Source organism: Aeribacillus sp. FSL W8-0870 (assembly GCF_037963755.1).
Classification (GTDB): domain Bacteria; phylum Bacillota; class Bacilli; order Bacillales; family Aeribacillaceae; genus Aeribacillus; species Aeribacillus composti.
The window spans coordinates 2,374,507-2,400,851 of the sequence record NZ_CP150165.1; the positions used below are offsets into that span (position 1 = coordinate 2,374,507).

A 26,345-nucleotide genomic window follows, 5' to 3' on the forward strand; every position below is an offset into this window, starting at 1 on the left:
ATGGAAAAGAAGCCGGGTTTTCCCTGGCTCCGGTCAAGACTTTTGCTGCTCTTTTTGGTCCCTTAAAACGGCCTTTCTTGATAAATTGACACGACCTTGTTTATCGATTTCCATCACTTTGACTAAAATTTCATCACCGACTGACACAACATCCTCCACTTTTCCTACCCGCTCTTCTGCAAGCTCAGAAATGTGGACAAGACCATCTTTTCCGTTAAACAGTTCCACGAATGCGCCGAATTTCTCGATCCGTTTAACTTTTCCTAAATACATTTGTCCGACTTCAATTTCTCTTACAATATCTTCAATAATTTTCTTCGCTTTTTTATTCATTCCTTCGTCTACGGAAGAAATGTAGATTGTGCCATCTTGTTCAATATCGATTTTTACTCCTGTTTCTTCAATGATTTTGTTAATTTGTTTTCCGCTAGGTCCAATCACGTCACGAATTTTATCCGGATTGATGACCATGGTTAAAATTTTTGGAGCATATGGCGATAATTGCTTTCTCGGTTCAGAGATTGTCGCCAGCATCGATTTCAAAATTTCAAGGCGGCCTTTGCGAGCTTGTTTTAACGCTTCTTCTAAAATTTCACGGGACAAGCCTTTAATTTTAATGTCCATTTGCAGCGCGGTGACGCCTTTTTCTGTACCAGCGACTTTAAAGTCCATATCACCAAGCGCATCTTCCATACCTTGAATATCTGTTAAAACCGTATAGTTGTCACCAGATTTTACAAGTCCCATTGCAATTCCAGCAACAGGCGACTTAATCGGCACGCCGGCATCCATCATCGCTAAGGTGCTTGCACAAATGCTCGCTTGTGAAGTTGAACCGTTTGATTCAAGCACTTCTGAAACGAGACGAATTGTGTACGGAAAATCGCGCTCGGAAGGTATGACTGGCTCAAGCGCTCTTTCTCCCAACGCTCCATGACCAATTTCCCGTCTGCCAGGACCCCTCATCGGACCGGTTTCCCCGACACTAAATGGCGGGAAGTTGTAGTGATGCATGAACCGCTTTGATTCTTCCACGCCGAGTCCGTCAAGTATTTGTACGTCTCCTAAAGCTCCGAGCGTACAAATAGACAGGGCTTGTGTTTGGCCGCGGGTGAAAAGACCTGAACCGTGCGTGCGCGGCAAAATTCCGACGGAAGACGATAATGGACGGATTTCGTCAATTTTTCGTCCGTCAGGTCTCACTTTTTCTTCTGTAATGAGACGGCGCACTTCCTCTTTCACGAGCTTGTGCAAAATTTCTTTTACTTGCTTAATCGTTTCTTCATCTGCTTCTTCTTCCTCAAATATTGCGACAGTTTTCTCTTTCACTTCATTAATAGCATCTTCGCGGGCGTGTTTTTCAGGCACTTGGATAGCTTGCAATAAGTCGGCAAGAGCCATTTCACGAACTCTTTTTTCAAGCTCCTCATCGATTTTATATAATTCGACTTCCATTTTTTCTTTTCCGATTTTTTCTACAATCTCTTCTTGGAATGCAATCAAACGTTTGATTTCTTCATGGCCAAACATGATTGCTTCTAAAATCGTTTCTTCAGGCACTTCATTGGCTCCTGCTTCCACCATATTGATGGCATCTTTCGTGCCGGCTACGATTAAATGGATATCGCTTTTCTCAAGCTGTTCGACAGTTGGATTAATGATAAACTGGTCATCAAGGCGGCCGACCGTGACACCGGCAATCGGACCTTCAAACGGAATGTCCGATATTGACAGCGCGAGCGAAGATCCAAACATAGCCGCCATTTCGGAAGAACAATCTTGGTCGACGCTCATCACCATGCTGACTACTTGAACCTCATTGCGAAACCCTTCTGGAAACAGCGGGCGAATCGGTCTATCGATTAAACGGCTCGCTAAAATAGCTTTTTCACTCGGTCTACCCTCTCGTTTAATAAACCCTCCCGGGATTTTACCGACAGCATAAAGCCTTTCTTCATAATTGACTGTTAGGGGAAAGAAATCCACTCCTTTTGCTTCCTTCGAAGCGGTTGCCGTACATAAAACGACCGTATCTCCATAGCGGACTAAAACGGCGCCGTTCGCTTGCTTCGCCAGCTGGCCGATTTCAACAGTCAGCTTCCGTCCGGACCAATCTATGGAAAAAACATGTTTCTCTTGATCCATACTTGTTTTGAACCCCTCTTTCATTGACAAAGTCTATCTTCGCACATAAGATTGTACAAAAATGTTATTTTTAAACTTTTCAATCTATATCGTTTTTATGTAATCTGTCATAAACTTTTTTGAATACAGTAAAAAAGCGGGAAATCTCCCGCTTCCATACAACTTAACGACGCAAACCGAGTTTATTGATGAGTTGACGGTACCGTGCAACATCTTTATTGCGCAAATACGTCAACAAATTACGGCGTTTCCCAACCATTTTCAAAAGACCTCTGCGTGAATGGTGGTCTTTTTTGTGAACGCGCAAATGCTCATTTAAAATGTTGATTTTTTCAGTTAGGATAGCAATTTGCACTTCAGGAGAACCAGTATCTGATTCATGTGTTTTAAATTGCTCAATCACTTCATTTTTCCGTTCTTGCGTTAAAGCCATCCTTGTCCACCTCCTAAATATAATCCCCGGCTACCTAGCAAGCGTCGGTGACTCGCGTTGCCACGCAGCGGTTAAAAGTTACAAGAATAAGAATACTATTTTTCCCAAGAAAAAGCAAGGAGGTTCCATTAAAAATTTTTTTCAGCCGTGATTTTATCCGATTCTGTCAGCCGCTGAAAAAAATCTTTAGCTTCCTTGATGTCCCGTTTGATTTGGGCAATTAATTCTTCCACACCAGAAAACTTTTGTTCACTTCGTATTCGTTTGAACCATTTTACGGTCACATCTATATCATAAATTTCTTCATGAAAATCAAAAATATGAACTTCTATGCTCGGCTTGTCCGGTCTTTTTTCATGAAATGTCGGCTTATAACCGATATTGCATATGCCCGCATATTCCTTCCCATTCATGCTGATTTTGACCGCATATACCCCTGTCGGAGGAGTAATGTAGGATTCGCTTAGTTCAATATTTGCGGTTGGAAAGCCGATAGTCCGCCCTCGCTTTTCTCCATGGATTACCTTTCCGGATACTTGATGAGGCCGCCCTAGAAGAGAGCATGCATAAGAAACATCACCATTTTTAATCGCGTTTCGAACGAGGGAAGAGCTGATTTTTCTTTCACCGTCTGTCAGCTTTTCAACCGTCGTATGCGTAAAGGCTCCTCTTGAATAGAAAGGCAAAGTTTCCATTGTCCCTTTTCCAAACCGACCGAATGTAAAATCAAAACCGGCCACAACGTGAATAGCATTTAATCCGATAATATATTGATCGACAAATTGTTGAGGCTGAAGCAAGCTAAAGCTTTCTGTAAATTCGACTAAATACAATCGATCAATTCCAAGATCTTCAATAAACTTCAGTTTCTCTTGTAAAGGAGTAATATATTCTATTTGTTGAATATTTTTTTTTAAGACGATGGATGGGTGCGGATCAAATGTCATCACCGCACATTCAACATTTAATTCTTCAGCCTTCTGTTTAGCTGTTTGAATGACTTTTTGATGCCCTTTATGGACTCCATCAAAAAATCCGAGCGCCATTACCGATTTCGGCACATTTTGTTTTGCCAAATGGTGTGGATGTGTTATTTTTATCATTTTCACCGAAAGTTCCCCTTTTCTTACCTATTCATTCGTTTTTAACACCTTGACGGGTTTAAGCACATTGTTTTTTTCTGAATGCTTTTTATATATGGCAATAATTTCTCGATTATTCCATATTGCTACAACATCATTTTGTCCAATATGCTGGAAATCCTCGTTCATTTCCAACATCGCTCCGTTTTTTACTTTCTTTGCTAATGTATCATTTATTTTAATTTTCGGCAATTGATTTAATGCTTCCTCTATGGTAAGAAAACCGTTTGGCAAATCTCCCGTTTTTAAACATTGCTCGATCGCTGAAAACGTGACGCAGTCATGTAAATGAAAACGGCCGGATCTTATTCGCACCAATTCAGACATGTGAGCAGGATACCCTAATTTTTCTCCGATCATGACCGCGAGAGTTCGAATATATGTCCCTTTTGAGCAAGAGACTTGAATGGAAAAGGAAGCCGTTTTGTCATGTTGTTTTATATCGCTTAAAAGGTGCATGGCATGAATGACAACCCTTCTTTTCGGCCTTTCGACTACTTTCCCTTCACGCGCGTATTCGTATAATTTTTTTCCATTCACTTTTACAGCAGAATACATTGGCGGAATTTGTTCAATTTCTCCGCGAAAGCTTTCCAGCACTCGTTCAATTTCCTCTTTTGATGGCGGGAGCTTTACTTCTTTTTCAGCAATAATGCTTCCAGAAGCATCCTCTGTTTCAGTGGCAGCTCCTAATGTTACTTCAGCAATGTATTCCTTATTCTCAGCCATTAAATATGACGAAATTTTTGTTGCCTTGCCGATGCAAATAGGGAGCACGCCTGAGACATCCGGATCTAATGTACCAGTATGCCCCGCTTTTTTCGTTCGAAACAATTTGCGCACTTTTTGGACACAATCATTTGAAGTCATTCCTCTAGGTTTATGTAAGAGAAGAACGCCGTCCACAGTCACACCTTCCTTTTGCCAGCTGCAATCATGAAAAAAGAACCCGTTACACAATTGTGAAACGGGATGCCTCAGCTTTCATGATCTCTTTCTTCTTTTTTCAATTCATGGATTAATGATTCGATTCGATTGCCATAATCAATTGTCTCGTCAAATTCAAAATGAATTTCCGGAGTTTTCCGCAGCCGAATCCGCGACCCGATTTCAGAGCGGATAAATCCTTTGGCTTTCGCCAGCGCTTTCATCGTGTTTTCCTTCTGTTCCTCATTTCCCAATACAGAAATATATACTTTAGCGATTTGCAAATCCCCTGTTAAGCGAACGTCCGTTACAGTTACAAATCCAATTCTCGGGTCTTTAATTTTTCTGCCAATAATATCGCTTAGCTCTTTTTTCATCTGTTCAGCTACTCTGTTTGCTCTTAGGCTCATTTCATCACCTCATTTGCTAAAACCAGTCAAATGTTGTAATGGTTCGTTCAATTTCAGGAAAAGAATCGATCAACTTCAATGCCTGGTTCAGTTCTTTTTCCGCGATGGCGCGGCTCGATGCAAGGCAGGCAATGCCGATTTCGGTCCGCTGCCATGCATCCTGAAAGCCGATTTCTGCAACACTGACATTAAATTTGTTTTGCAGTCTTTTTATAATTCGTTGCACTACTGCACGTTTTTCTTTTAAAGAAGAAGCTTCAAAAATCATGCATTCACATGATACCATTCCGAGCATTATTTTTTAACTTCCTCCATGATGAACGCTTCAATCGTGTCGCCTTCTTTAATATCGTTAAAGTTTTTAATCGTAAGTCCGCACTCATATCCTTGAGCAACTTCTTTTACATCATCTTTAAAACGTTTTAAAGTGTCAATTTCTCCTTCAAAAATCACGACTCCGTCCCGAATTAAGCGAACGCCGCTGTCGCGTGTAACAGAACCATCTGTGACGTAGCAGCCGGCAATTGTACCGATTTTAGAAACTTTGAATGTTTGCCGCACTTCAAGGGTACCGATCACTTTTTCTTCGTATTCAGGATCAAGCATACCTTTCATAGCCGCTTCGATTTCTTCGATCACTTTATAAATGATGCGGTGAAGGCGAATGTCGACGTTTTCCGCTTCCGCTGTTCTCTTCGCATTCACATCCGGGCGAACATTAAAGCCGATCACAATAGCGTTGGAAGCAGAGGCAAGCATGATGTCATATTCCGTAATGGCACCGACACCGGTGTGAATAATTTTTACTTTTACTCCTTCAACATCGATTTTTTGAAGAGCTGATGAAAGAGCTTCAACGGAACCTTGCACATCTGCTTTGACGATTAAATTAATTTCTTTCATGTCATTTTGCTTAATTTGTTCAAATAAATCATCAAGGCTTAGCTTTGTCTTTTCGCTGCGCTGCTCTTCCAGCTGTTTTTTCGCACGGGCTTCACCGATTTGACGCGCTTTTTTCTCATCTTCAAATACCATAAATCTGTCGCCGGCTAATGGAACTTCATGAAGGCCGGTGATTTCAACCGGAGTGGACGGTAAAGCTTCTTTTACACGTTTTCCGACATCATTCACCATCGCACGCACCCGTCCATATGTGTTTCCGACAACAATTGGATCACCGACACGAAGCGTTCCGTTTTGAACAAGCAATGTTGCAACTGAACCTCTGCCTTTATCAAGCTTTGCTTCAACAACCGTACCGGTTGCAAGACGATTCGGATTCGCTTTTAACTCTTCCATTTCCGCAACGAGCAAGATCATTTCCAATAGTTCAGGAATTCCGTCACCTTTTAATGCCGAAATTGGCACAAATATCGTGTCGCCGCCCCAATCTTCCGGTACAAGGCCATGTTCCGTTAATTCCTGCATCACACGGTCAGGATTTGCCGTCGGCTTATCCATTTTGTTGACCGCTACAATAATCGGCACATTCGCAGCTTTTGCATGGTTAATTGCCTCAACTGTCTGCGGCATAACACCATCATCTGCAGCAACGACTAAAACAGTAATATCTGTTAATTGAGCACCGCGGGCTCTCATTGTTGTAAACGCTGCATGGCCAGGTGTATCTAAAAATGTGATCTTTTTCCCTTCCACTTCAACCTGGTAAGCGCCGATATGCTGCGTAATGCCTCCAGCTTCGCCTTCAGCCACTTTTGTTTTTCGAATGGAATCTAAAAGAGTCGTTTTCCCATGGTCAACGTGCCCCATAATTGTCACAACAGGAGGACGGCTGACAAGATCTTCTTCCTTGTCTTCGATTTCATACTTTTCAAATTCTGTTTCATCGAAAACAATTTCTTCTTCCACTTCAACGCCGTATTCAGAAGCGATCAGTTCGATAATGTCCTTCTCCAGCTCTTGGTTGATTGTTGCCATGACGCCGAGCATCATGAGCTTCTTAATGATCTCTGACGGTTCTTTATGGAGTTTGTTGGCAAGCTCAGCGACTGTTAAAGAGCCTTGATACGTAATTTTGGACGGCAATTCTTTTTTGCTTGGAGCTTCATTTTGAACCGCTTTTTTGTTTTTCTTTCCATTTTTTTTGTTTTTATGTTTCGTTTGTTGAATCGGAACGTTTTGTTTACGTTCCTCGCGTTTTGGAGAAGGTTTTTTGCCTGATTTTTTCTTGTTCAATACGATATCCTCATCGTCATCAAATGGAATGTCATCATATGCTGCATGCTTTTCTGCCTTTTGTTTTGGTTGATGATCTTTTTGAACGTTTTTCTTAGGTTGTTCCTTTTGATATCGTCCATTGAGTTTTTCAATTGTATTGCTGTCGATCATTGACATGTGGTTTGCAACATTTATATTCATTTCTTTTAATGTATGGATTACTTCTTTGCTCGTTATATTTTGTTGTTTTGCATATTCATATACTCGCATTTTACCCATACGTTCACCCCCAAAGTAGTTATTCAAGTAGAAGCTTCAACTTCTTGGCAAAACCTTCTTCCGTCACGGCAACAACTACTCTTTCTTCCTTTCCGATCGATTGCCCAAGTTCGTATCGGTTTGGGGCAATCACGAGTGGAACTTTATAAAACGAACATTTATCCGTAATTTTTTTCTTCGTGTTAGAAGAAGCATCGTCTGCCAATAAAACGAGTTTTGCACGCTTATTTCGAACCTCTTTCAAAACAAGTTCTTCTCCTGAAATCACTTTTCTTGCCCGATAGGCAAGGCCTAATAAAGATTTCCATTGTCCATTCATGGCAATGAAGGTTTCTCCTTCTCAGCTAGCTGAATTAATTCATCATATATAGATTCCGGAACAGGCGCATCTAAATGGACGGATAGCACATTTTTCTTTTTCGCCTTTAAAATGCAGTCTTTATCAAGAGTGATATAAGCACCGCGTCCATTTTTCTTTCCTGTTAAATCAACCGAAACTTCTCCTTCTTTCGAACGAACGATTCGAACAAGCTCCTTTTTGGGTCTCATTTCGCCAGTCGCCACACATTTTCTCATCGGAATTTTCTTTTGCTTTGCCACTGGTAACCACCTCTATTCGTCTTGTTCTTCTCCGTGTTCATCATCCGTATTGTCAAATTGGAATAAACTATCATGCTCTTCGCGAGGATAGATGTTCAGCTCTCTCGCTTCCGATTCGCTTTTAATATCAATTTTCCATCCGGTTAATTTGGCAGCGAGGCGAGCGTTTTGCCCTCTTTTGCCAATCGCAAGGGATAATTGATAATCAGGAACGATGACGGTTGTAGCTTTTTCCTCTTCATCGACAATAACGTCCAAAACTTTTGAAGGACTTAAAGCATTTGCAACAAATTCAACAGGATTTTTAGACCAGCGAACGATATCAATTTTTTCGCCATTCAACTCGTTTACAATTGCTTGAACACGCTGGCCTTTTGGTCCAACGCATGATCCGACCGGGTCAACTTCCGGATTGTCGGAATGAACCGAAATCTTTGATCTGTCACCTGCCTCCCGGGCGACTGATTTAATTTCCACTGTCCCGTCATATATTTCCGGAACCTCCAATTCGAATAAACGCTTCAACAGCCCCGGGTGTGTTCTGGAAACAAAAATTTGTGGTCCTTTTGTTGTTTTTTCTACTTTTGTAATGAATACTTTAATTCGGTCATGAGGTTCGTATTTTTCATTCGGCATCTGTTCCGATTGTGGGAGGAGAGCCTCTATTTTCCCTAGACTTACGTATATATATTTGGGATCAGTTCTTTGGACGATTCCGGTCATGATATCTTCTTCACGATCAATAAATTCCGAATAAATGACTCCTCTTTCGGCTTCACGAACTCGCTGCGTAACGACTTGTTTCGCAGTTTGTGCAGCTATTCGTCCAAATTCTTTCGGTGTCACTTCAATTTCAACGACATCGCCGATTTCATATTGGGGATTGATGTTCATCGCATCATGGATGGAAATTTCCAAACGGGGATCCATTACTTCTTCCACCACTTCTTTTCTCGCAAACACCTGCATCGTACCTGTTTCGCGATTAATATCGACACGCACGTTTTGCGCTTGGTTAAAGTTGCGTTTGTATGCAGAAATGAGGGCAGCTTCAATCGCATCTATAATAACATCTTTACTAATGCCTTTTTCTTTTTCTAATACTGTCAAGGCATCTAAAAGTTGGCTGTTCATAAAATGATGTTCCTCCTCATCACTTAAATATTAAATGAAACGGCAAGTCTAGCTTTTGCAATTTTTCCCCAAGGAATTTCCACTTGTTTAGTTTTTGTTTTCACTCTTATTTCGAGTGTGGCAATCTCGCCGTCAAAATCCGTTAAAACCCCTTCAAAATGTTTTTCCCCGTTGATCGGCTCGTAAGTTTTAAGTGCGACATTTTTCCCGACAGCCTTTTCAAAATCGGCCTTTGTTTTTAAAGGGCGTTCAGCGCCTGGAGAAGATACCTCCAAGAAATAGTTGTGAGGAATCGGATCGATTTCATCCAGCTTTTCGCTCAGACGTTCGCTTACCATACCGCACTCTTCAATATCGACACCATCTTCAGAATCAATAAAAAGCCGTAAATACCAATTTTTTCCCTCTTTTACATATTCAATATCTACTAGTTCCAGTTGTAAATTTTCAAGAATTGGCGATGCTAGTTCTTTGACGAGATCTGTTATAGATTGGCTCATATTTTCCTCCTTAATTTCAGCGTTTCAGAAAGGGACATCTATTTAATCGTCATAAAAAACTAGTTCCAATAGGAAAGAGTGGGTTTTTTCCCCACTCTTTCGTTAGGCTTTTTTTAGCATTTCCATAAATGAATATAACATAACCTAATCAGGTTTGCAAATTGAATCGCAAATCAGAAAAGGGAGAGCTGATTTTGCTCAGGCAGCGATGCCAAACAGCCATGATTTTCAAGATATTCCATAATCGTTTTTGAAATTTTTGTCCGCTCCTGCAGATCCTCTTTGGATAAAAATTCTCCTTCTTCTCTCGCTTTGACAATATTGATGGCCGCGTTCGTACCAAGCCCTGGTATCGAATTAAACGGTGGTATCAGGCTGTCGCCGTCAATAATGAATTCTTTGGCTTGAGAGCGGTATAAATCTACTTTTTGGAATGAAAATCCACGCTCCGTCATTTCAAGTGCCATCTCCAATACGGTCAGCAAGCTCTTCTCTTTTGGAGAAGCATCGAGCCCTTTTGCACTGATCTCTTCAATTTTCGCTCTGATTGCGGTGCTTCCTTTGATCATCGTTTCGATGTCAAAATCGTCCGCTCTGACTGTAAAATAAGTTGCATAGAATAGCAGAGGAAAATGCACTTTAAAATATGCAATCCGCACAGCCATTAATACATAAGCTGTCGCGTGAGCTTTTGGAAACATATATTTGATTTTTTTGCAAGATTCAATATACCAGTCTGGAACGTCGTTCTTTTTCATCTCTTCTTCCCATTCGGGAATCAAGCCTTTTCCTTTCCGAACCGACTCCATAATTTTAAAGGCTAACGACGGCTCCAATCCTTGATAGATTAAATAAACCATAATATCGTCGCGGCAGCCAATGACCTCACTTAATGTACATGTGCCGCTTTGAATCAGTTCTTGTGCGTTTCCTAGCCAAACATCTGTCCCATGGGACAATCCTGATATTTGGACAAGCTCTGAAAATGTCGTCGGTCTTGTTTCCTCCAACATTTGGCGGACAAATCGCGTGCCGAACTCTGGAATCCCTAGAGTGCCCGTTTTACAGCCAATCTGCTCCTCTGTCACGCCAAGTGATTCGGTTGAGGAAAAGATTTTCATTACTTCCGGATCATCTGTTGGAATGGTCTTCGGATCGATTCCGCTTAAATCTTGAAGCATTCTGATGACCGTCGGATCATCGTGCCCTAGTATATCAAGCTTTAATAAGTTATCGTGAATGGAGTGGAAATCAAAATGTGTCGTTTTCCAATCAGCGCTTGTATCATCTGCCGGATATTGAATTGGAGTAAAATCATATATATCCATATAATCGGGAACAACGATGATTCCTCCGGGATGCTGTCCTGTCGTCCGCTTGACCCCCGTACATCCTTTCACAAGCCGATCGACTTCTGCACTGCGGAAATGCAGATTATGATCGTTCATGTAGCCGCGGACAAATCCGAAAGCTGTCTTTTCGGCAACGGTGCCAATTGTTCCTGCACGGTACACTTTATCTTCACCAAACAGCACTTTCGTATAATTGTGTGCTCTCGGCTGATATTCACCTGAAAAATTCAAATCAATATCAGGCACCTTGTCTCCTTTAAATCCTAGAAACGTTTCAAACGGTATGTCATGCCCGTCCTTTTTATATGGTGCTCCGCATTGAGGACAATTTTTATCAGGAAGATCGTATCCGGATCCTACAGAGCCGTCATTGAAAAATTCGGAATGCTTGCATTTTGGACAAACGTAATGAGGCGGAAGAGGGTTCACCTCAGTAATTTCCGTCATCGTGGCAACAAAGGATGAGCCGACTGATCCCCTTGAACCGACCAAGTACCCGTCATCCAAAGATTTTTTTACTAGTTTGTGAGATATCAAATAAATGACGGCAAATCCGTGGCCGATAATGCTTTTCAACTCTTTTTCAAGCCTTGCTTGAACGATTTCCGGCAATGGGTCTCCGTAAATTTCTTTGGCACGATTGTAGCTCATTTCCCGAATTTCTTCTTCGGCACCGTCTATTTTCGGTGTATACAGATCATCTTTAATCGGTTTTACATCACCTATGAGAGAGGCGATGTACTGGCTGTTTGTCACAACAATTTCTTTCGCTTTTTCATCGCCTAAAAAACGAAAAGCATCCAGCATTTCATTTGTTGTACGGAAATGCACATCAGGCAATGTATGGCGGTTTAAAGGATTCGCTCCCCCTTGCGAAGAAATTAAGATTTTCCGGTAAATTTTATCTTCCTTGTTTAAATAATGGACATTGCCTGTTGCCACAACCGGAATCGACAGCTTTTCCCCTAGTTTGACTATGTTTGCAATGATTTCTTTGATCGCTTGTTCATGTCGAACCTGCTCCGTCTCAATTAGAGGGTAATATACTTCCGGCGGATGCACTTCGAGAAAATCATAAAATGAAGCCATCTCTTCAACTTCTTCCGGACCTTTTTGCATCATTGCTTCGAAAATTTCTCCCTTGTCGCAGCCTGAACCAATTAAAATGCCTTCCCTATGCTTTAACAATACAGAACGGGGAATGCGCGGAACGCGATAAAAATATTGAACATGGGAAAGAGATACAAGCTTAAATAAATTTTTCAGCCCTGTTTCATTTTGCACAAGAAGCGTCGCATGAAACGGTCTTGCCCGCTCATACGCTTTTGAATCCCCAGTCCGCTCATTCAGCTCATCATGATAAAGAATTCCTCGTTCATTTACCTCTTGCAGCAATTTTACAAGCAAATAGCCGGTTGCTTCCGCATCATAAATGGCTCTATGATGCTGTACAAGCTCTATATCAAACTTTTTGCACAATGTATTCAGGCGGTGGTTTTTTAAATTAGGATATAAATATCTTGCAAGTTCAAGAGTATCAATGACAGGGTTGTCCGCCTTTTTAACCTGCAAATATTTTTTGTAGCCTGCATTAATAAAGCCCATGTCAAAGCTTGCATTGTGGGCAACTAAAATGCTGTCGGCAGCCCATTCTTTAAATTTGTACAATACTTCATCGACGTCGGGAGCATTTTGAACCATATCATCGGTAATTCCCGTCAGTTCTATCGTTGTTGCTGAAAGCGGATGGTGAGGGTTAGCAAACGATTCAAATCGGTCGATAATTTCCCCGTTTTTTATTTTCACCGCTGCAAGTTCAATGATCGTGTCGTATACAGCCGAAAGCCCTGTTGTTTCAACGTCAAACACAACAAAGGTATCTTCGCTTAAAAGTCTGTGCGATTCGTTATAAGCAATCGGTACACCGTCATCAACAATATTGGCTTCAAGACCGTAAATCATTTTAACGCCAAACTTTTTGCTTGCAGCATATGCCTCTGGAAAAGATTGGACAACTGCGTGATCTGTCAATGCAATCGCTTCATGGCCCCACATTTTAGCTTGTTCAACAAGATCTGTGATCGATGTGACGGCATCCATTTGGCTCATCTGCGAATGAAGGTGCAATTCCACCCTTTTCTCTCCTTCAGGTGCGGTATCGAGCCGTTTTTTCGGGTTGATTTCATTAATGTCATTGGCAATCATGACAAGATCACGAACAAATGTATCGTTTTGAATGCTTCCGCGAACTTTCAACCACATTCCTTTTTTGATCGATGCAAGCAATGCATTATCTTCTTTATCGCGGCCGAACATTTTGACTAAAATGGAATTGGTATAATCGGTAATTTTAAACGTGCATAACGTTCTTCCGCTTTTTAATTCCTTTGTTTCCGCCTCAAAAACATATCCTTGAATGACGACTCTCCGCTCTTCATCAAAAATGTTATCAAGAGTGCGAATTTCTTCGTCATCTTTTATTTTGTATCCGATAATAAGAGGACCTTCCTGCTTTTTAGGCTCCTGTGTTTGATTTTCCTTTCCATTTTGCTTCATTTCCATCATTGCTTGTAAAATCCGCTCTTCGTCTTCTTTTTGCTTCTGCTCCAAAAATTTTTCCCATTCTTCGTTAGATGCATCGATCACCGTGTCGATAGTCAGCTTTGGAAAGCCGTACTTCTCGTACGCCTGCTGGATGATGGGGCCGTATTTTTTCTTGATCGTTTCATTTTCCGTCTCATTTCTCGTGCGAATCATTAATTTTTGCTTTTCCAGCTTCGGCATTTGTTCTTTTAACAGTGATAATATCGGCGGAGAAACCCCCTCCATTTCTTGGAGGCAAAACTCCCAGTAGTCTTGAACGAGCTGTTCATCATATTCTTGTTTCACAGTTGTAATGTGAAACGCAACATTGGCTAAATGAGAAAATGTTTTGTTCAATCTTCTATCAAACAATTGCAGGATACGAAATGGAAGAATGTTTTCAAGCCGAAAAGAGAAATCCCATAATTTAGATTTTTTATGAACTGTTAATTTTAAGATCGCTCCGTTTTGGAAATAAGGGTAGATTTGATCATCCGTCATTTCAAGCTGTTTCAGCAAAATCTGAAACCGTTCTTTTTGCTGCTGCAAGTCTTTATCATCCATTGGTTTCCCCTCTTTCCCAAAAAGTTAATAGGGGGCTTGACCCGTTTGACAAATTATCATAAAGGCAAGACCCCCTACTCTTTACCTATGCCAGCTTCATCTGCGGCATCCAGCTTCATTAGCGGAGAAGTTTGGCAAGCTGCTCTTTTAGCTGATCAACAGAAACTTCTATACTATTTCCGCTTTTTCTTTCTTTCACTTCTACAATCCCTTCACCAGCTCTTTTTCCGACCGTTATTCTGACAGGAATGCCAATTAAATCACTGTCAGCAAATTTCACACCCGCCCGTTCAGCACGATCATCATAAAGGACTTCGTATCCTTTCGCCTGCAAATCGTGATAAATTTCCTCTGCAACCTTGACTTGTTCTTCGTTTTTCATATTAACCGGAATAAGGTGGACTTCAAACGGAGCTAATTTATTAGGCCAAATAATTCCATTTTCATCATGAAATTGCTCGACCACCGCAGACAGTAAGCGTGAAACACCGATACCATAGCATCCCATGATGATAGGGTTTGTTTTTCCCTTTTCATCTAAAAATTCTGCCTTCATCGCTTCACTGTATCTTGTGCCAAGCTTAAAGACGTGGCCGACTTCAATGCCTTTCGCGAACTTGATCCGTCCCTTTCCGTCCGGCGAAGGGTCCCCTTCCTGAATAAATCTTATATCTTCATACTTGGTAACGGTAAAATCCCGATCAGGGTTTACTCCGATATAGTGCAAATCGTTTTCATTTGCCCCGCATATTCCATTTACGACTGCTTGAACTGCATAATCTGCGACAATTTCCACTTTGTCGGATGCGCCGATCGGTCCTAAAAATCCGGGTGAAACTCCCATTACCTGCTCTGTTTCTTCAGCTGAAGCAAGTTCAACAACTGATGCCTGATAAAGGTTTTTCAGTTTCACGTCATTGACCTCATGATCACCGCGGACAAGAACAAGAACGAACTTTTCATCTACTTTAAATAAAACGGATTTTATTAATTTTTCCTTCGGAACTTGGAAAAACTGCGCCACTTCTTCAATGGATTTTTTGTTTGGCGTTTCTTTTTTTTCAAGCTCTATGAGCGGTTCGTCAACCTTTTCATAAGATGCAACTACCGGAGCCATTTCAATATTTGCTGCATAATCGGACGAATCAGAATATGCGATCGTATCTTCTCCGATTTCCGAAAGCACCATAAATTCATGAGTATCTTTACCGCCCATTGCTCCCGAATCAGCGATGACTGCGCGAAAGTTCAACCCACATCGAGTAAAGATGCGGCTGTATGCTTCTCGTACCTGTTCGTACACTTCATCTAAGCTTTCCTGTGTAGCATGAAAAGAGTAAGCATCTTTCATAATGAACTCTCGTCCCCGCAAAAGACCGAACCGCGGACGCTTTTCATCCCGGAACTTCGTTTGAATTTGATAAAGGGTGAGCGGCAGACGTTTATAAGATTTGATCTCATCTTTTACCAAACTTGTTATAACTTCTTCATGAGTCGGACCTAAAGCAAAATCACGCTCATGACGGTCTTTCAATCTCATTAATTCTGATCCGTATGAATACCAGCGGCCAGACTCCTGCCAAAGTTCTGCTTGCTGCAAAGCCGGCATTAGCAGCTCCACCGCTCCGATCCGGTTCATTTCCTCTCTGATAATATTTTCAATTTTGGTTAACACTCTATGAGCAAGAGGCAGATACGAATAAACACCGCTAGCTGTCTGCCGAATGTATCCGGCACGCAACAGCAGCTGGTGGCTTTTAACTTCCGCATCTGCTGGATTTTCTCTCATTGTGGGTATAAATGACTGACTCTGTTTCATTTAAAGCACCTCGAATTTGATTTCTATATTATTTTTTAAAGGAAAAACTTTTGGATGTCATTCCATGTCACAACGAGCATTAACAGCATTAGAAGTGCAAATCCGATAAAGTGGACGATCCCTTCTTTTTGTCGATCAATCGGTTTTCCCCGGACCGCTTCAATGGCAAAAAACAATAAGCGTCCTCCATCTAGAGCTGGAATTGGAAGCAAGTTCATAATGCCAAGGTTAATGCTTAAGAGAGCCGTCCAGCTCAATAGGCTTGTCAAGCCTGTTTCTGCAACTTTTCCTGTCATATCATATATGCCGACAGGTCCAGAGAGCATATCAATTGAAAATTGTCCGGTTATCAGCTTCCCAACCGCAAATATTATTTCTTTCGACCATGTATAGGTCTCAACTAAGCCATATTTCAAAGAACCGAAAAATGTTTTTTCAACCGGGGAATAAACTCCTATTTGGCCGATCGTTTTGTTTTCGGATTTCACAGAATCCGGCGTTACCGTCATTTCCAATTCTTCTCCGGAACGTTCAATTGAAAAAAGAAGCTCATTCTCCGGATTTGCTCTGATCATTTCAACGACATCTTTCCACGAATTCATCGGCGTTCCTTCTATTTCTTTTACAACATCGCCTTCCCGTAATCCTGCTTGTTCAGCCGCGCTGTCAGGGACGATTTCTCCTAAAACCGGTTCATTCACGGGCACTCCTTGGCTTAAGCCGAGGTAAAACAAAACTAAAAACCCTAATAGAAAATTCATAAAAGGTCCGGCAGCAATGGCGAGCGTTCTTTGAACGAGCGTTTTTGAAGCAAATTGCCTGTTATAAGGTGCAATTTGAATTTCTTCACCGTCAACTACATAAAAGGATGTTTCGCTTACTTCAAACCTTTTTAGACCGCTGTCTTCTCCATCTTCATAGCCTGTGATAAACATTCCATGTTCCAAATCTGCTTGTTCAACTTCAATCACTTTTGCATTAGGATACTTTTCTTTTCTGTTTAAAATAATTTTTTCAACTTGTCCTTTCTGATTAAACAATAGTCCAACCTGATAGCCAGGTTTGACCTCAATCATCTCCGGGTCTTCCCCCGCCATGCGCACGAAGCCGCCGATAGGCAAAAGCCTGATCGTATAGACCGTTTCTTTTCGTTTAAACGACAAAATTTTCGGCCCGAAGCCGATTGCAAATTCACGGCATAAAATGCCTGCCCTTTTCGCCATAACTAAGTGCCCTAATTCGTGGAAAAACACCAATACGCCAAAAATAACGACAAATGCGATCACCGTGTTCACTTATTTTACCACCTCTAATTAATTAAAGATTGAACAAACTGTCTTGTCCTTCCATCCGCTTCTTGTATATCCTCCAAGGTCGGATTGAAAAGCGGAGCATGTTCTTCTAATGCCCTTTCCACAAGTTCTTCTATCTTTAAAAACGGAATTTTATCTTCCAAAAAAGCATTGACTGCCACTTCGTTCGCTGCGTTTAAAACAGCAGGCATTGTACCTCCTATTTTACCCGAATCAAAAGCAAATTTTAAGCAACGGTATCGATCAAAATCAATTTTTTCAAAATGAAGCTGTCCATATTTTGTTAAATCCAATCTTTCGCTTTCATAAGAAGGAATTCTATTTGGATATGTAAGCGCATATTGAATCGGTATTTTCATATCAGGAGTTCCAAGCTGCGCTATGATGCTGCCATCATGAAATTCGACCATCGAGTGAATGACGCTTTCTTTATGCAGCAGCACATCAATTTGGTCGTATGAAACAGAAAACAGCCAATGTGCTTCAATGACTTCAAGCCCTTTGTTCATCATCGTCGCAGAATCGATCGTTATTTTTGCGCCCATTGACCAGTTCGGATGGTTTAACGCTTCCTTAACTGTAACATGCTTTAATTCATTTCGCGATTTATCCCGAAAGCTTCCTCCTGAAGCCGTTAAAATAAGCCGTTCGACGCTTTCCTTTTTTTCCCCGTTCAAGCATTGAAAAATTGCGGAATGTTCACTGTCCACAGGAAGAATTTGCACATTGTGTTTTCGAGCATAGTCGGTCACAATTTGTCCAGCTGTAACAAGTGTTTCCTTATTCGCTAAAGCGACCGTTTTTTTCGCTTCGATCGCTTTTAATGTTGGAATAAGCCCGACGCTCCCAATGACCGCATTCACTACTATCTCGCCTTTATGATAAGCAGCCGTTTCACACAGCCCGTCATGTCCGTATGTAAGCTGACAGTTAGAAGGGATGTTCAAACGAATTTGATCATAAATTTCACGATTTTTGACAGCAACAAGCTCTGGTTTAAATTCATGAACAGCCTTCAATCCAAGTTCGATATTTTCTCCAAATGACATCGCAACTAGCCTGAATGAATCCGGATTTGCTCGAATCACATCGAGAGTTTGCTGCCCAATAGATCCTGTCGCACCCAGCAAAATAATTTTTTTCACATTGTCACCCCTTGTCTACTGATCAATTGGATGAAGAAATATAAAATCGGCATAATAAAAATCAAGCTGTCAAAACGGTCAAGAACTCCCCCGTGGCCTGGAAAAATCGTTCCGGAATCCTTTGTGCCGTAATGGCGTTTAAAAGCGGACTGTACTAAATCCCCCATTTGTCCAACAATAGAAACAATGACGGACACAAAAACGGTTTGAACATATGTCGGTAAAAAATTTGCAAAATAGTGGAAAATTAATCCAACCAAAATTGCCGAGAAAATCCCTCCGAAAAATCCTTCGACTGTTTTATTAGGGCTGATTTCAGCTGATAGTTTTTTCTTTCCGAAGGCTCGGCCGATAAAGTAAGCGCCTGAATCAGTCGCCCAAATCGTTAGCAGAGCAAACAAAAGCTTGTCTAGACCTAACACTCTCATTTCAATAAAAAAATAAAATCCGACTCCCACATATATGATCGCAATGAGCGCAAATCCAACGTCATCAAAAGAAAATTGGTTTTTTGAAAACACTGTATAGATCAATAACAGGATCGCGCCAAAAAAAAGAAAGCCAGTTTTACTTATATGTATTTGATGAAGCAAATCAATATAACGGTTTGGGAAAATTAAAATCCATAAAAGGATAAAGCTGAACAAAACTGGAAATGAAAATAAATGAAATCGTTTCATTCTAAATAATTCAAACAATCCAACTGATGCGAGCACATAAATAGCTATTGTCAGCGGAAGTCCGCCAATAATGACAATTGGTACAAATAAGGCTAAAGCACAAATTGCTGTAATGATTCGTGTTTTCATTTTTTTTAGCTCCTTCTATACGCCGCCGAATCTGCGGATTCTCTGCTGATATTCGCGGATTGCCTCCAAAAAATGGTGTTCATTAAAATCCGGCCAGAGCACATCCGTAAACCAAAATTCAGTATAAGCCAGCTGCCAGAGCATAAAGTTGCTTAGCCGAATTTCTCCGCTTGTCCGAATTAACAGGTCAGGATCTTTGAGCTTTTTCGTCATTAAATAGTTGGAAAACAATTGTTCATCTATGTCATCTATATGTAGTTTTCCATCTTCGCGGTCTCTTAATATTTTTTTTACTGCTTCAACAATTTCTGTTCTGCTGCCATAGTTCAACGCAAAATTTAAAATCAGCCCGGTGTTTTGCTTCGTTTCATTCACAGCTTTCTTCACAGCATTTACCGTATAATCGGGGAGCATAGATTGATCGCCGATAACCCGAACTTGCACGTTTTCCTGTATTAATTCCGGCAAAAAAGTCGATAAAAATTCGACCGGAAGGCGCATTAAATAATTAACCTCATCTTTTGGCCTTTTCCAATTTTCTGTTGAAAACGCATATAAGGTCAAAACTTTGATGCCGATATCGCTCGCTAATTTCGTAATTTTTTTAACTACTTTCATTCCTTCCCGATGGCCGGCCATCCTAGGCAGCGATCTTTTTTTCGCCCATCTTCCGTTTCCGTCCATGATGATGGCCACGTGTTCCGGTATTTCATTTACTAAAATGCTTTCTTTCGCCACCAAATTTTTGGAACCTTTGCTGCTCTTTTTTTTATAAGGAAAATTAAACATAAGAATCCTCCACCGAGAATAATATGACATTAACAAATGTAGCAAATCCTCTTGAACAAAAAAACCCCCTGTGAGAAAAGAGGGTTTTTAGCACATTTCTATTGTACATTCATTTTATTTAAACTTCCATGATTTCTTTTTCTTTTTCTTTTGTTGCGGAATCAATTTTTTTGATGTATTCGTCCGTCAGTTTTTGTACATCATCTTGAAAACCGCGCAGTTCATCTTCTGTAATGTCGCCCGCTTTTTCTAATTTTTTTAATTCATCATTTGCATCTCTGCGAATGTTTCGAACAGCGACTTTTGCATCCTCTGAATATTTACGAACTACTTTTGTCAGTTCTTTTCTTCGCTCTTCCGTCAATGGAGGAATGGCAATGCGGATGACGGATCCGTCCGATGTCGGCGTTAATCCAAGATCAGATTTTAAAATCGCTTTTTCAACCTCACCGATTGTCGATTTGTCATAAGGCTGAACAACAAGCAAACGTGCTTCTGGCGTGGAAATCGATGCCAATTGATTTACAGGAGTTGGAACTCCGTAATAGTCGACCTGAATTTTATCAAGCAAAGACGCGTTTGCCCGGCCTGCACGAACACCTGCTAATTCACGTTTGAAAGCTGATAAAGCTTTTTCCATTTTTTCTTTCGCTTGTGAAAGAACTTGTTTAGACATGTTTATTTCCCCCTTACAATTGTTCCAATATTTTCTCCTAAAACAGCACGTTTAATGTTGCCTTCTTCCATAATCGAGAAAACAATTAAAGGAATATTATTGTCCATGCATAATGAAGAAGCTGTTGAATCCATGACAGCCAACCCGTCTTTTAATAAATCTAAATAAGATAACTCATCATATTTTACCGCTGAGGCGTCTTTTTTTGGATCTGCGCTATATACACCATCTACATTATTTTTCGCCATTAAAATGACATCTGCTTCGATTTCAGCGGCTCTTAACGCAGCCGTTGTGTCTGTTGAGAAATAAGGATTTCCTGTTCCTGCTGCGAAAATGACTACTCTTTTCTTCTCCAAATGGCGAATGGCTTTTCTTCTTATGTACGGTTCTGCGACTTGTCGCATTTCAATTGAAGTTTGCACTCGGGTAGGAATGCCGAGTCCTTCCAAACTATCTTGTAAAGCTAAAGAATTCATAACAGTCGCCAGCATTCCCATATAGTCTGCTGTTGCCCGATCCATCCCCATCTCGCTGCCGATTTTGCCTCTCCAAATGTTTCCGCCGCCAACAACTACTGCGACTTCTACACCCATTTCAGCAATTTCCTTTACTTGTCTGGCAATTGACTGTATGACGGAAGGATTAATTCCAAAGCCTTGAGCTCCAGCAAGCGCCTCTCCACTTAATTTCAGCACGATACGATGATATTTTGGCGTACTCATATTAACCTCCAAGCTATTTCTTGACGCTATATATAGAAAAGTTGAAACAAAGGGTTTTCAAAAAGAGGGAACACTCGCTTGTGTTCCCTTCTTAACATTTTCATGACTTTTATTTCTTAATTTGATTCATAACTTCTTCAGCAAAATTTTCTTGACGCTTTTCAATTCCTTCTCCAACTTCATAGCGAACAAACGCTTTTACGTTTGCGTTTTGTGCTTTGACGAAATCGCGTACTTTTTGATCAGGATTTTTTACAAAATTTTGCTCTAAAAGGCAAATTTCCTCAAAAAATTTGCCGAGGCGGCCTTCAACCATTTTTTCTACAATGTTTGCAGGTTTTCCTTCTTGAAGAGCTTGTTTTTTAAGAACTTCGCGTTCGTGCTCCACTTCAGCCTGAGGAACATCTTCACGAGAAATATAACGCGGATTAACCGCTGCGATATGCATTGCTACATCTTTTGCAGCAGATTCATCATTTGTGCCTTCAAGCACCGTTAATACTGCAATGCGTCCGCCCATGTGCAAGTAAGCGCCGAAGACATCTTGATCATTTTTCTCGACAACTTCAAAACGGCGTAATGTAATGTTTTCGCCAATTTTAGCAATAGCAGCATGGATGTATTCTTCCACTGTTGAACCGTTTTCCATTTTGGAAGCCAATGCGTCTTTTAAATCAGCTGGTTTGCTTGCCAGCAAGTGTTTAGCCAAATCTTCAATTAATTGTTTAAAAGAATCATTTTTTGCAACGAAGTCTGTTTCGGAATTCACTTCCAAAATAACAGCTGTATTGCCGTCAGTTTTGATTAATGTCAAGCCTTCTGCAGCGATTCGGTCAGCTTTTTTCGCAGCTTTCGCTATGCCTTTTTCACGAAGATAATCTATTGCTTTGTCCATATCACCATTTGTTTCAGTCAATGCCTTTTTGCAGTCCATCATGCCTGCACCGGTTTTTTCCCGAAGCTCTTTTACCATTTGAGCAGTAATTGCCATAAAAGTTCCTCCTTCAATTCGTATGCTTAAAAAAGGTGATAAAAGGCTAAAATCCCCTCTTATCACCTTTTGTCATTTAGGCAGTTGTAGTTTCTTCGCCTTGTTTGCCTTCTAAAACAGCATCTGCTATTTTGGAAGTTAACAATTTGACGGCGCGGATTGCATCATCATTTGCAGGGATTACATAATCGATCTCATCCGGATCGCAGTTTGTGTCAACGATGCCGATAATCGGAATATTTAATTTGCGAGCTTCCGATACAGCGATGCGCTCTTTGCGAGGATCGATAATATAAACAGCATCAGGCAGCTGTTTCATTTCCTTAATGCCGCCTAAAAATTTCTCAAGGCGTTCCAATTCTTTTTTCAAACGAACTACTTCTTTTTTCGGCAATACATCAAATGTGCCGTCTTCTTGCATTTTTTCAATTTCTTTTAAACGAGCAATTCGTTTTTGAATTGTAGCAAAGTTCGTTAATGTTCCTCCCAGCCAGCGCTGATTGACGTAAAACATTCCTGCGCGTTCTGCTTCTTCTTTAACAGATTCCTGCGCCTGCTTCTTCGTACCAACGAATAAAATGTTGCCTCCATTTGCAGCTAACTCTCTTGCAAATTGATACGCTTCCTCAACTTTTTTTACTGTTTTTTGAAGGTCAATGATGTAAATTCCGTTCCGTTCAGTGAAAATATAGCGTTTCATTTTCGGATTCCAACGGCGTGTTTGATGACCGAAATGAACACCAGCTTCTAATAATTGTTTCATTGAAATAACTGACATTTTCATTCCTCCTAATGGTTTTTCATCCTCCGCCCGCTTCATTTTTAAGCATGACTGCACAAAACAGCACCGATGCTTAAATCAACAGACGTGTGTATTAGCACCAAAAACAAATATAACATATGGAAGTTTGGCAATCAAGAAAGAATTCAATCGTTTTGTTGAAATTTCATGACGAGTTCAATTTCTGTTTTGCCGACATGTAATGTTTGTGCGATTTCGTCTATAGTATATCCTTTCTCTAATAATTGGAATACTTGTTTATGCAAATTTTTTCTTTTATCTTTAGGCTCTTCTATAAGCTCTGCATCCTTGTCGATAGGCTCTGCATCCGCGCTCGTGTCTTTCTGGATTGTGCTCACTTCCACCTTGTCTTCCAGCTGCGTAACTAATTTTTCGAGATCAAAAGAACCGGGCTTGGCGCTGTTTTGCTCGAGCTGTTCAAGAAATTGTTTGTTTTCTTCTTTTAATTCCAATAAAAACATTGCGAGCGAATCTTCTGCTTCTTTTAATAATTGTTCCTGCTTTTCTTCTATTTTTTTTACATTTTGATAGCGTGTATAAAGGAGAATGATAAAGTAAAACGAAACGATGTGCAAAACAAAGCTCAGTAAAAGAAATACCGCCATGTTTCAACCTCATTTAATTGTATTCTTTTTAAGATAAAAGCTTAACGAGCGTTCCTTTTAATTTATATAATGCTTTCGAATGAATTTGCGAAATTCTCGAAGTGGACAAATTCAGCACGTTTCCTATCTCTGTTAATGTCAGCTCTTCTTTATAAAACAAGCTTAATACGAGCTGCTCCTTATCGTTTAATTGTGAGATCAATTTTGTTAAATGCTCAAATAATTCCTCTTTTAACAGATGCTCTTCCGGAGTTAATGTTTTATCATCCTTAAGGACAATGTTCATCTGTTCCCCTTCTTCTTGGTCATGCAATTGTTCATCAATTGACAAGACATTGGCAAAAAAGTTTTCATTGACGACATGAACGACTTCTTCGGGTGTCATACCCAACTCTTCTGCAACTTCATTAGGCGTCACATTGCGATGATATTTTTGCTCCAACCGCTCAATGGCTGCTTCCACTTTTTTTGCTTTTTCCCGAAAACTTCTTGGAAGCCAATCTTCTTTCCTTAGCCCGTCAAGAATGGCTCCGCGTATGCGGAAGGATGCATACGTATCGAATTTTAAATCCCGTGTAGGGTCAAATTTTTCCAGTGCATCATATAATCCCATCAATCCAAAACTTATTAAATCATCTTTATCGACATTTTTTGGAAGACCCACTGAAATACGACTGACATGATAGCGGACAAGCGGCATATATTTTTTGACGAGCATGTTGCCCGCATCTTGATCACGGTGACGAAACCACTTGTCCCAGTACACCCTTTCATCATTCAGTGTCATCGATTGGACCATTGCCTTTTTCCTCCTTCTAAAATGTCAATCTCCGGCTATATTTGCTTCACTCCAAGATTGACGGTGCGAATCGTCAAAATGAATGAATTCGTATCAAATTCAATGGTTCTTCCATTTTTACCGCCAACATCTTCGCTAACGATAGGGATATTACTGCTCAACAAATGCTGTTTGACCGCTTCAACATTTCTCGGACCTATTCGCATGATTTTGGAAGATGGCCGATGCGGAAACATTTCAGCTCCTCCAGCTATTTTCGCTTTAAAAAACATGATGTTTCCTCCATAGTTTTTTAAAAGACGAATTAATTCTGTTACAGCCGTATCCGCATATTTTGCACAATTTAAAGGCTCCTTGTTTGAAAGCGAAGAATCAGGCAGCATTATATGAGCAAGTCCTGCCAATTTATTTACATCATCATAGATGACGAGTCCGACGCAAGATCCTAATCCAGTTGTTCGAATTTTCCACGGAGCTTTCACAACATTCATTTCCGAAATACCGACTTTTACAACATTTTCAAAATGCCCCATTTCACTAAACCTCTAATATGTCAAAAATTTTTTTATATGACTGTGAGTCGGGCAGAAAGAAAATATGCCCTCTTATTAATTCGGAATCTTGATGCCCTTCTTCTTTTATAACAGCATCGATGACAAGTGCTTCATCACTTTCAAGCGAAAGCTCGATCAGAGCATGACTGATAATCGCGCCGAACATATCACATTGGATGGCAGGAACGGACGGATTAACCATCAAATTGGTCATGTTCGATAAAACAGATAAATAGGATCCAATCAGGATGTTGCCGAGCTCCTGCAAAACAGAGCATTCCATTTCTTTCATAGTTGAAGCATCCTGAAGAACATAATCATTCATTAATGCTTTTGCATATTTTTTAGCCTGCGGGATCGGCAAAATGAAAAACATCGATCCAGTTATATCCTCTTGAATGCGGATGTATACAGCCGTAACCTCTGTTTCCGCACCGCCTGCTAAATCCATCACATCGTTAAAAGAGGCGACATAAACGTTCGGAACTTTCATTTCAATTTTTTTATTAAGAAGCTGGGACAGACTCGTTGCGGCATTTCCCGCTCCGATATTGGCAATTTCCTTTAATATATCGATCCTTTTGTTTGATAAATCAAACAACTTGCTCATGCTCTATTACCCTCTGATTTTCTTTGCTCAGCACTTTTTCAAGGTCAAGGAGCATAATCAGCCGTTTATCCAATTTTGTAATTCCTTTTATAAACTCGGTTTCTACTTGTTCGATGACGCTTGGAGCAGGTTCAATACTGTCTTCAGATATATCGACGACATCATTGGCAGAATCAACAATCAATCCAACTTCCATTTCATTTTGAACAGCTATAATCACTCTCGTCTGATCCGTTATTTCTTTTTCCGGCATATTCAATCTTTTTCTTAAATCTATGATCGGAGTGACAACACCGCGCAAATTGATGACTCCTTTTATATAGTCAGCTGTTTTCGGAACGCGGGTGATATGGTCAACTTTTTCAATCGATTTCACATTTTGTACAAAAACCCCGTATTCTTTGTCTTGCAGCTGAAAAACTATGACCTTCTGTTCATTAAATACACTATTTGCCATTCTC

General features: G+C 40.5%; 26 protein-coding genes. All 26 read right to left on the bottom strand.

Annotated features, from left to right (window positions below; all coding sequences use genetic code 11):
• Positions 1-33 precede the first annotated feature (33 nt).
• Complete coding sequence (pnp, locus tag NSU02_RS11450; RefSeq protein WP_063386710.1) at positions 34-2,145, bottom strand: polyribonucleotide nucleotidyltransferase; 2,112 nt, start codon at positions 2,143-2,145, stop codon at positions 34-36.
• A 163-nt stretch (positions 2,146-2,308) separates the two neighbouring features.
• A complete protein-coding gene (rpsO, locus tag NSU02_RS11455; RefSeq protein ID WP_063386709.1) occupies positions 2,309-2,578 on the bottom strand; it encodes a 30S ribosomal protein S15 in 270 nt (89 codons plus the stop codon).
• Between the two features lie 128 nt (positions 2,579-2,706).
• Positions 2,707-3,687, bottom strand: a complete 981-nt coding sequence (gene ribF, locus NSU02_RS11460; RefSeq protein WP_130156272.1) for a bifunctional riboflavin kinase/FAD synthetase — start codon at positions 3,685-3,687, stop codon at positions 2,707-2,709.
• 21 nt (positions 3,688-3,708) lie between these two features.
• Positions 3,709-4,590 carry a tRNA pseudouridine(55) synthase TruB gene (gene truB / locus NSU02_RS11465; RefSeq protein WP_339195779.1) on the bottom strand — a complete coding sequence of 294 codons (882 nt, stop codon included), beginning with the start codon at positions 4,588-4,590 and terminating at the stop codon, positions 3,709-3,711.
• 107 nt (positions 4,591-4,697) lie between these two features.
• Positions 4,698-5,057 (bottom strand): 30S ribosome-binding factor RbfA, encoded by a 360-nt coding sequence (gene rbfA, locus NSU02_RS11470; RefSeq protein WP_063386706.1) that lies wholly within the window; start codon positions 5,055-5,057, stop codon positions 4,698-4,700.
• A 16-nt stretch (positions 5,058-5,073) separates the two neighbouring features.
• Positions 5,074-5,352 carry a DUF503 family protein gene (locus NSU02_RS11475; protein WP_063386705.1) on the bottom strand — a complete coding sequence of 93 codons (279 nt, stop codon included), beginning with the start codon at positions 5,350-5,352 and terminating at the stop codon, positions 5,074-5,076.
• Positions 5,352-7,514 carry a translation initiation factor IF-2 gene (gene infB / locus NSU02_RS11480; protein WP_130156276.1) on the bottom strand — a complete coding sequence of 721 codons (2,163 nt, stop codon included), beginning with the start codon at positions 7,512-7,514 and terminating at the stop codon, positions 5,352-5,354. The genes NSU02_RS11475 and infB overlap by 1 nt, the downstream gene beginning before the upstream one ends.
• 19 nt (positions 7,515-7,533) lie before the next feature.
• Entirely contained in the window at positions 7,534-7,833 is a 300-nt protein-coding gene (locus NSU02_RS11485) for a YlxQ family RNA-binding protein (protein ID WP_063386703.1), read from the bottom strand.
• A complete protein-coding gene (locus NSU02_RS11490) occupies positions 7,830-8,114 on the bottom strand; it encodes a YlxR family protein (protein ID WP_063386702.1) in 285 nt (94 codons plus the stop codon). The genes NSU02_RS11485 and NSU02_RS11490 overlap by 4 nt, the downstream gene beginning before the upstream one ends.
• Before the next feature lie 12 nt (positions 8,115-8,126).
• Entirely contained in the window at positions 8,127-9,248 is a 1,122-nt protein-coding gene (nusA, locus tag NSU02_RS11495) for a transcription termination factor NusA (protein ID WP_339192932.1), read from the bottom strand.
• 23 nt (positions 9,249-9,271) lie between these two features.
• Entirely contained in the window at positions 9,272-9,748 is a 477-nt protein-coding gene (rimP, locus tag NSU02_RS11500) for a ribosome maturation factor RimP (RefSeq protein WP_063386700.1), read from the bottom strand.
• Positions 9,749-9,921: 173 nt separating this feature from the next.
• On the bottom strand, positions 9,922-14,247 hold the full coding sequence (locus NSU02_RS11505; RefSeq protein ID WP_339192933.1) for a PolC-type DNA polymerase III: 4,326 nt from the start codon (positions 14,245-14,247) through the stop codon (positions 9,922-9,924).
• Between the two features lie 118 nt (positions 14,248-14,365).
• The gene (locus tag NSU02_RS11510; RefSeq protein WP_339192934.1) at positions 14,366-16,066 is read right to left on the bottom strand and encodes a proline--tRNA ligase; all 1,701 of its coding nucleotides are present in this window, start codon (positions 16,064-16,066) and stop codon (positions 14,366-14,368) included.
• 35 nt (positions 16,067-16,101) lie between these two features.
• Entirely contained in the window at positions 16,102-17,361 is a 1,260-nt protein-coding gene (gene rseP, locus NSU02_RS11515; RefSeq protein WP_063386697.1) for an RIP metalloprotease RseP, read from the bottom strand.
• Between the two features lie 14 nt (positions 17,362-17,375).
• Entirely contained in the window at positions 17,376-18,524 is a 1,149-nt protein-coding gene (gene dxr / locus NSU02_RS11520; RefSeq protein ID WP_063386696.1) for a 1-deoxy-D-xylulose-5-phosphate reductoisomerase, read from the bottom strand.
• Positions 18,521-19,333: a phosphatidate cytidylyltransferase gene (locus NSU02_RS11525; RefSeq protein ID WP_063386695.1), complete on the bottom strand. Its 813-nt coding sequence runs from the start codon at positions 19,331-19,333 to the stop codon at positions 18,521-18,523. Before NSU02_RS11525 ends, dxr begins: the two co-directional genes overlap by 4 nt.
• A 15-nt stretch (positions 19,334-19,348) precedes the next feature.
• Complete coding sequence (locus NSU02_RS11530) at positions 19,349-20,122, bottom strand: isoprenyl transferase (RefSeq protein ID WP_066246477.1); 774 nt, start codon at positions 20,120-20,122, stop codon at positions 19,349-19,351.
• Positions 20,123-20,240: 118 nt separating this feature from the next.
• Positions 20,241-20,798 (bottom strand): ribosome recycling factor, encoded by a 558-nt coding sequence (gene frr / locus NSU02_RS11535; protein ID WP_063386693.1) that lies wholly within the window; start codon positions 20,796-20,798, stop codon positions 20,241-20,243.
• 2 nt (positions 20,799-20,800) lie between these two features.
• The gene (pyrH, locus tag NSU02_RS11540) at positions 20,801-21,523 is read right to left on the bottom strand and encodes a UMP kinase (protein ID WP_063386692.1); all 723 of its coding nucleotides are present in this window, start codon (positions 21,521-21,523) and stop codon (positions 20,801-20,803) included.
• Positions 21,524-21,632: 109 nt separating this feature from the next.
• Positions 21,633-22,514, bottom strand: coding sequence for a translation elongation factor Ts (tsf, locus tag NSU02_RS11545; protein WP_063386691.1), 882 nt, complete (start codon positions 22,512-22,514; stop codon positions 21,633-21,635).
• A 76-nt stretch (positions 22,515-22,590) separates the two neighbouring features.
• Positions 22,591-23,292, bottom strand: a complete 702-nt coding sequence (gene rpsB / locus NSU02_RS11550; RefSeq protein ID WP_063386690.1) for a 30S ribosomal protein S2 — start codon at positions 23,290-23,292, stop codon at positions 22,591-22,593.
• Positions 23,293-23,441: 149 nt separating this feature from the next.
• On the bottom strand, positions 23,442-23,921 hold the full coding sequence (locus NSU02_RS11555) for a hypothetical protein (RefSeq protein WP_327856300.1): 480 nt from the start codon (positions 23,919-23,921) through the stop codon (positions 23,442-23,444).
• Between the two features lie 28 nt (positions 23,922-23,949).
• Positions 23,950-24,720: a FliA/WhiG family RNA polymerase sigma factor gene (locus NSU02_RS11560; protein WP_063386688.1), complete on the bottom strand. Its 771-nt coding sequence runs from the start codon at positions 24,718-24,720 to the stop codon at positions 23,950-23,952.
• Between the two features lie 35 nt (positions 24,721-24,755).
• Entirely contained in the window at positions 24,756-25,253 is a 498-nt protein-coding gene (locus tag NSU02_RS11565) for a chemotaxis protein CheD (RefSeq protein ID WP_063386687.1), read from the bottom strand.
• A gap of 4 nt (positions 25,254-25,257) precedes the next feature.
• A complete protein-coding gene (locus NSU02_RS11570; RefSeq protein ID WP_066246481.1) occupies positions 25,258-25,884 on the bottom strand; it encodes a chemotaxis protein CheC in 627 nt (208 codons plus the stop codon).
• Positions 25,868-26,341 carry a chemotaxis protein CheW gene (locus NSU02_RS11575; protein WP_063386685.1) on the bottom strand — a complete coding sequence of 158 codons (474 nt, stop codon included), beginning with the start codon at positions 26,339-26,341 and terminating at the stop codon, positions 25,868-25,870. Before NSU02_RS11575 ends, NSU02_RS11570 begins: the two co-directional genes overlap by 17 nt.
• Positions 26,342-26,345 lie beyond the last annotated feature (4 nt).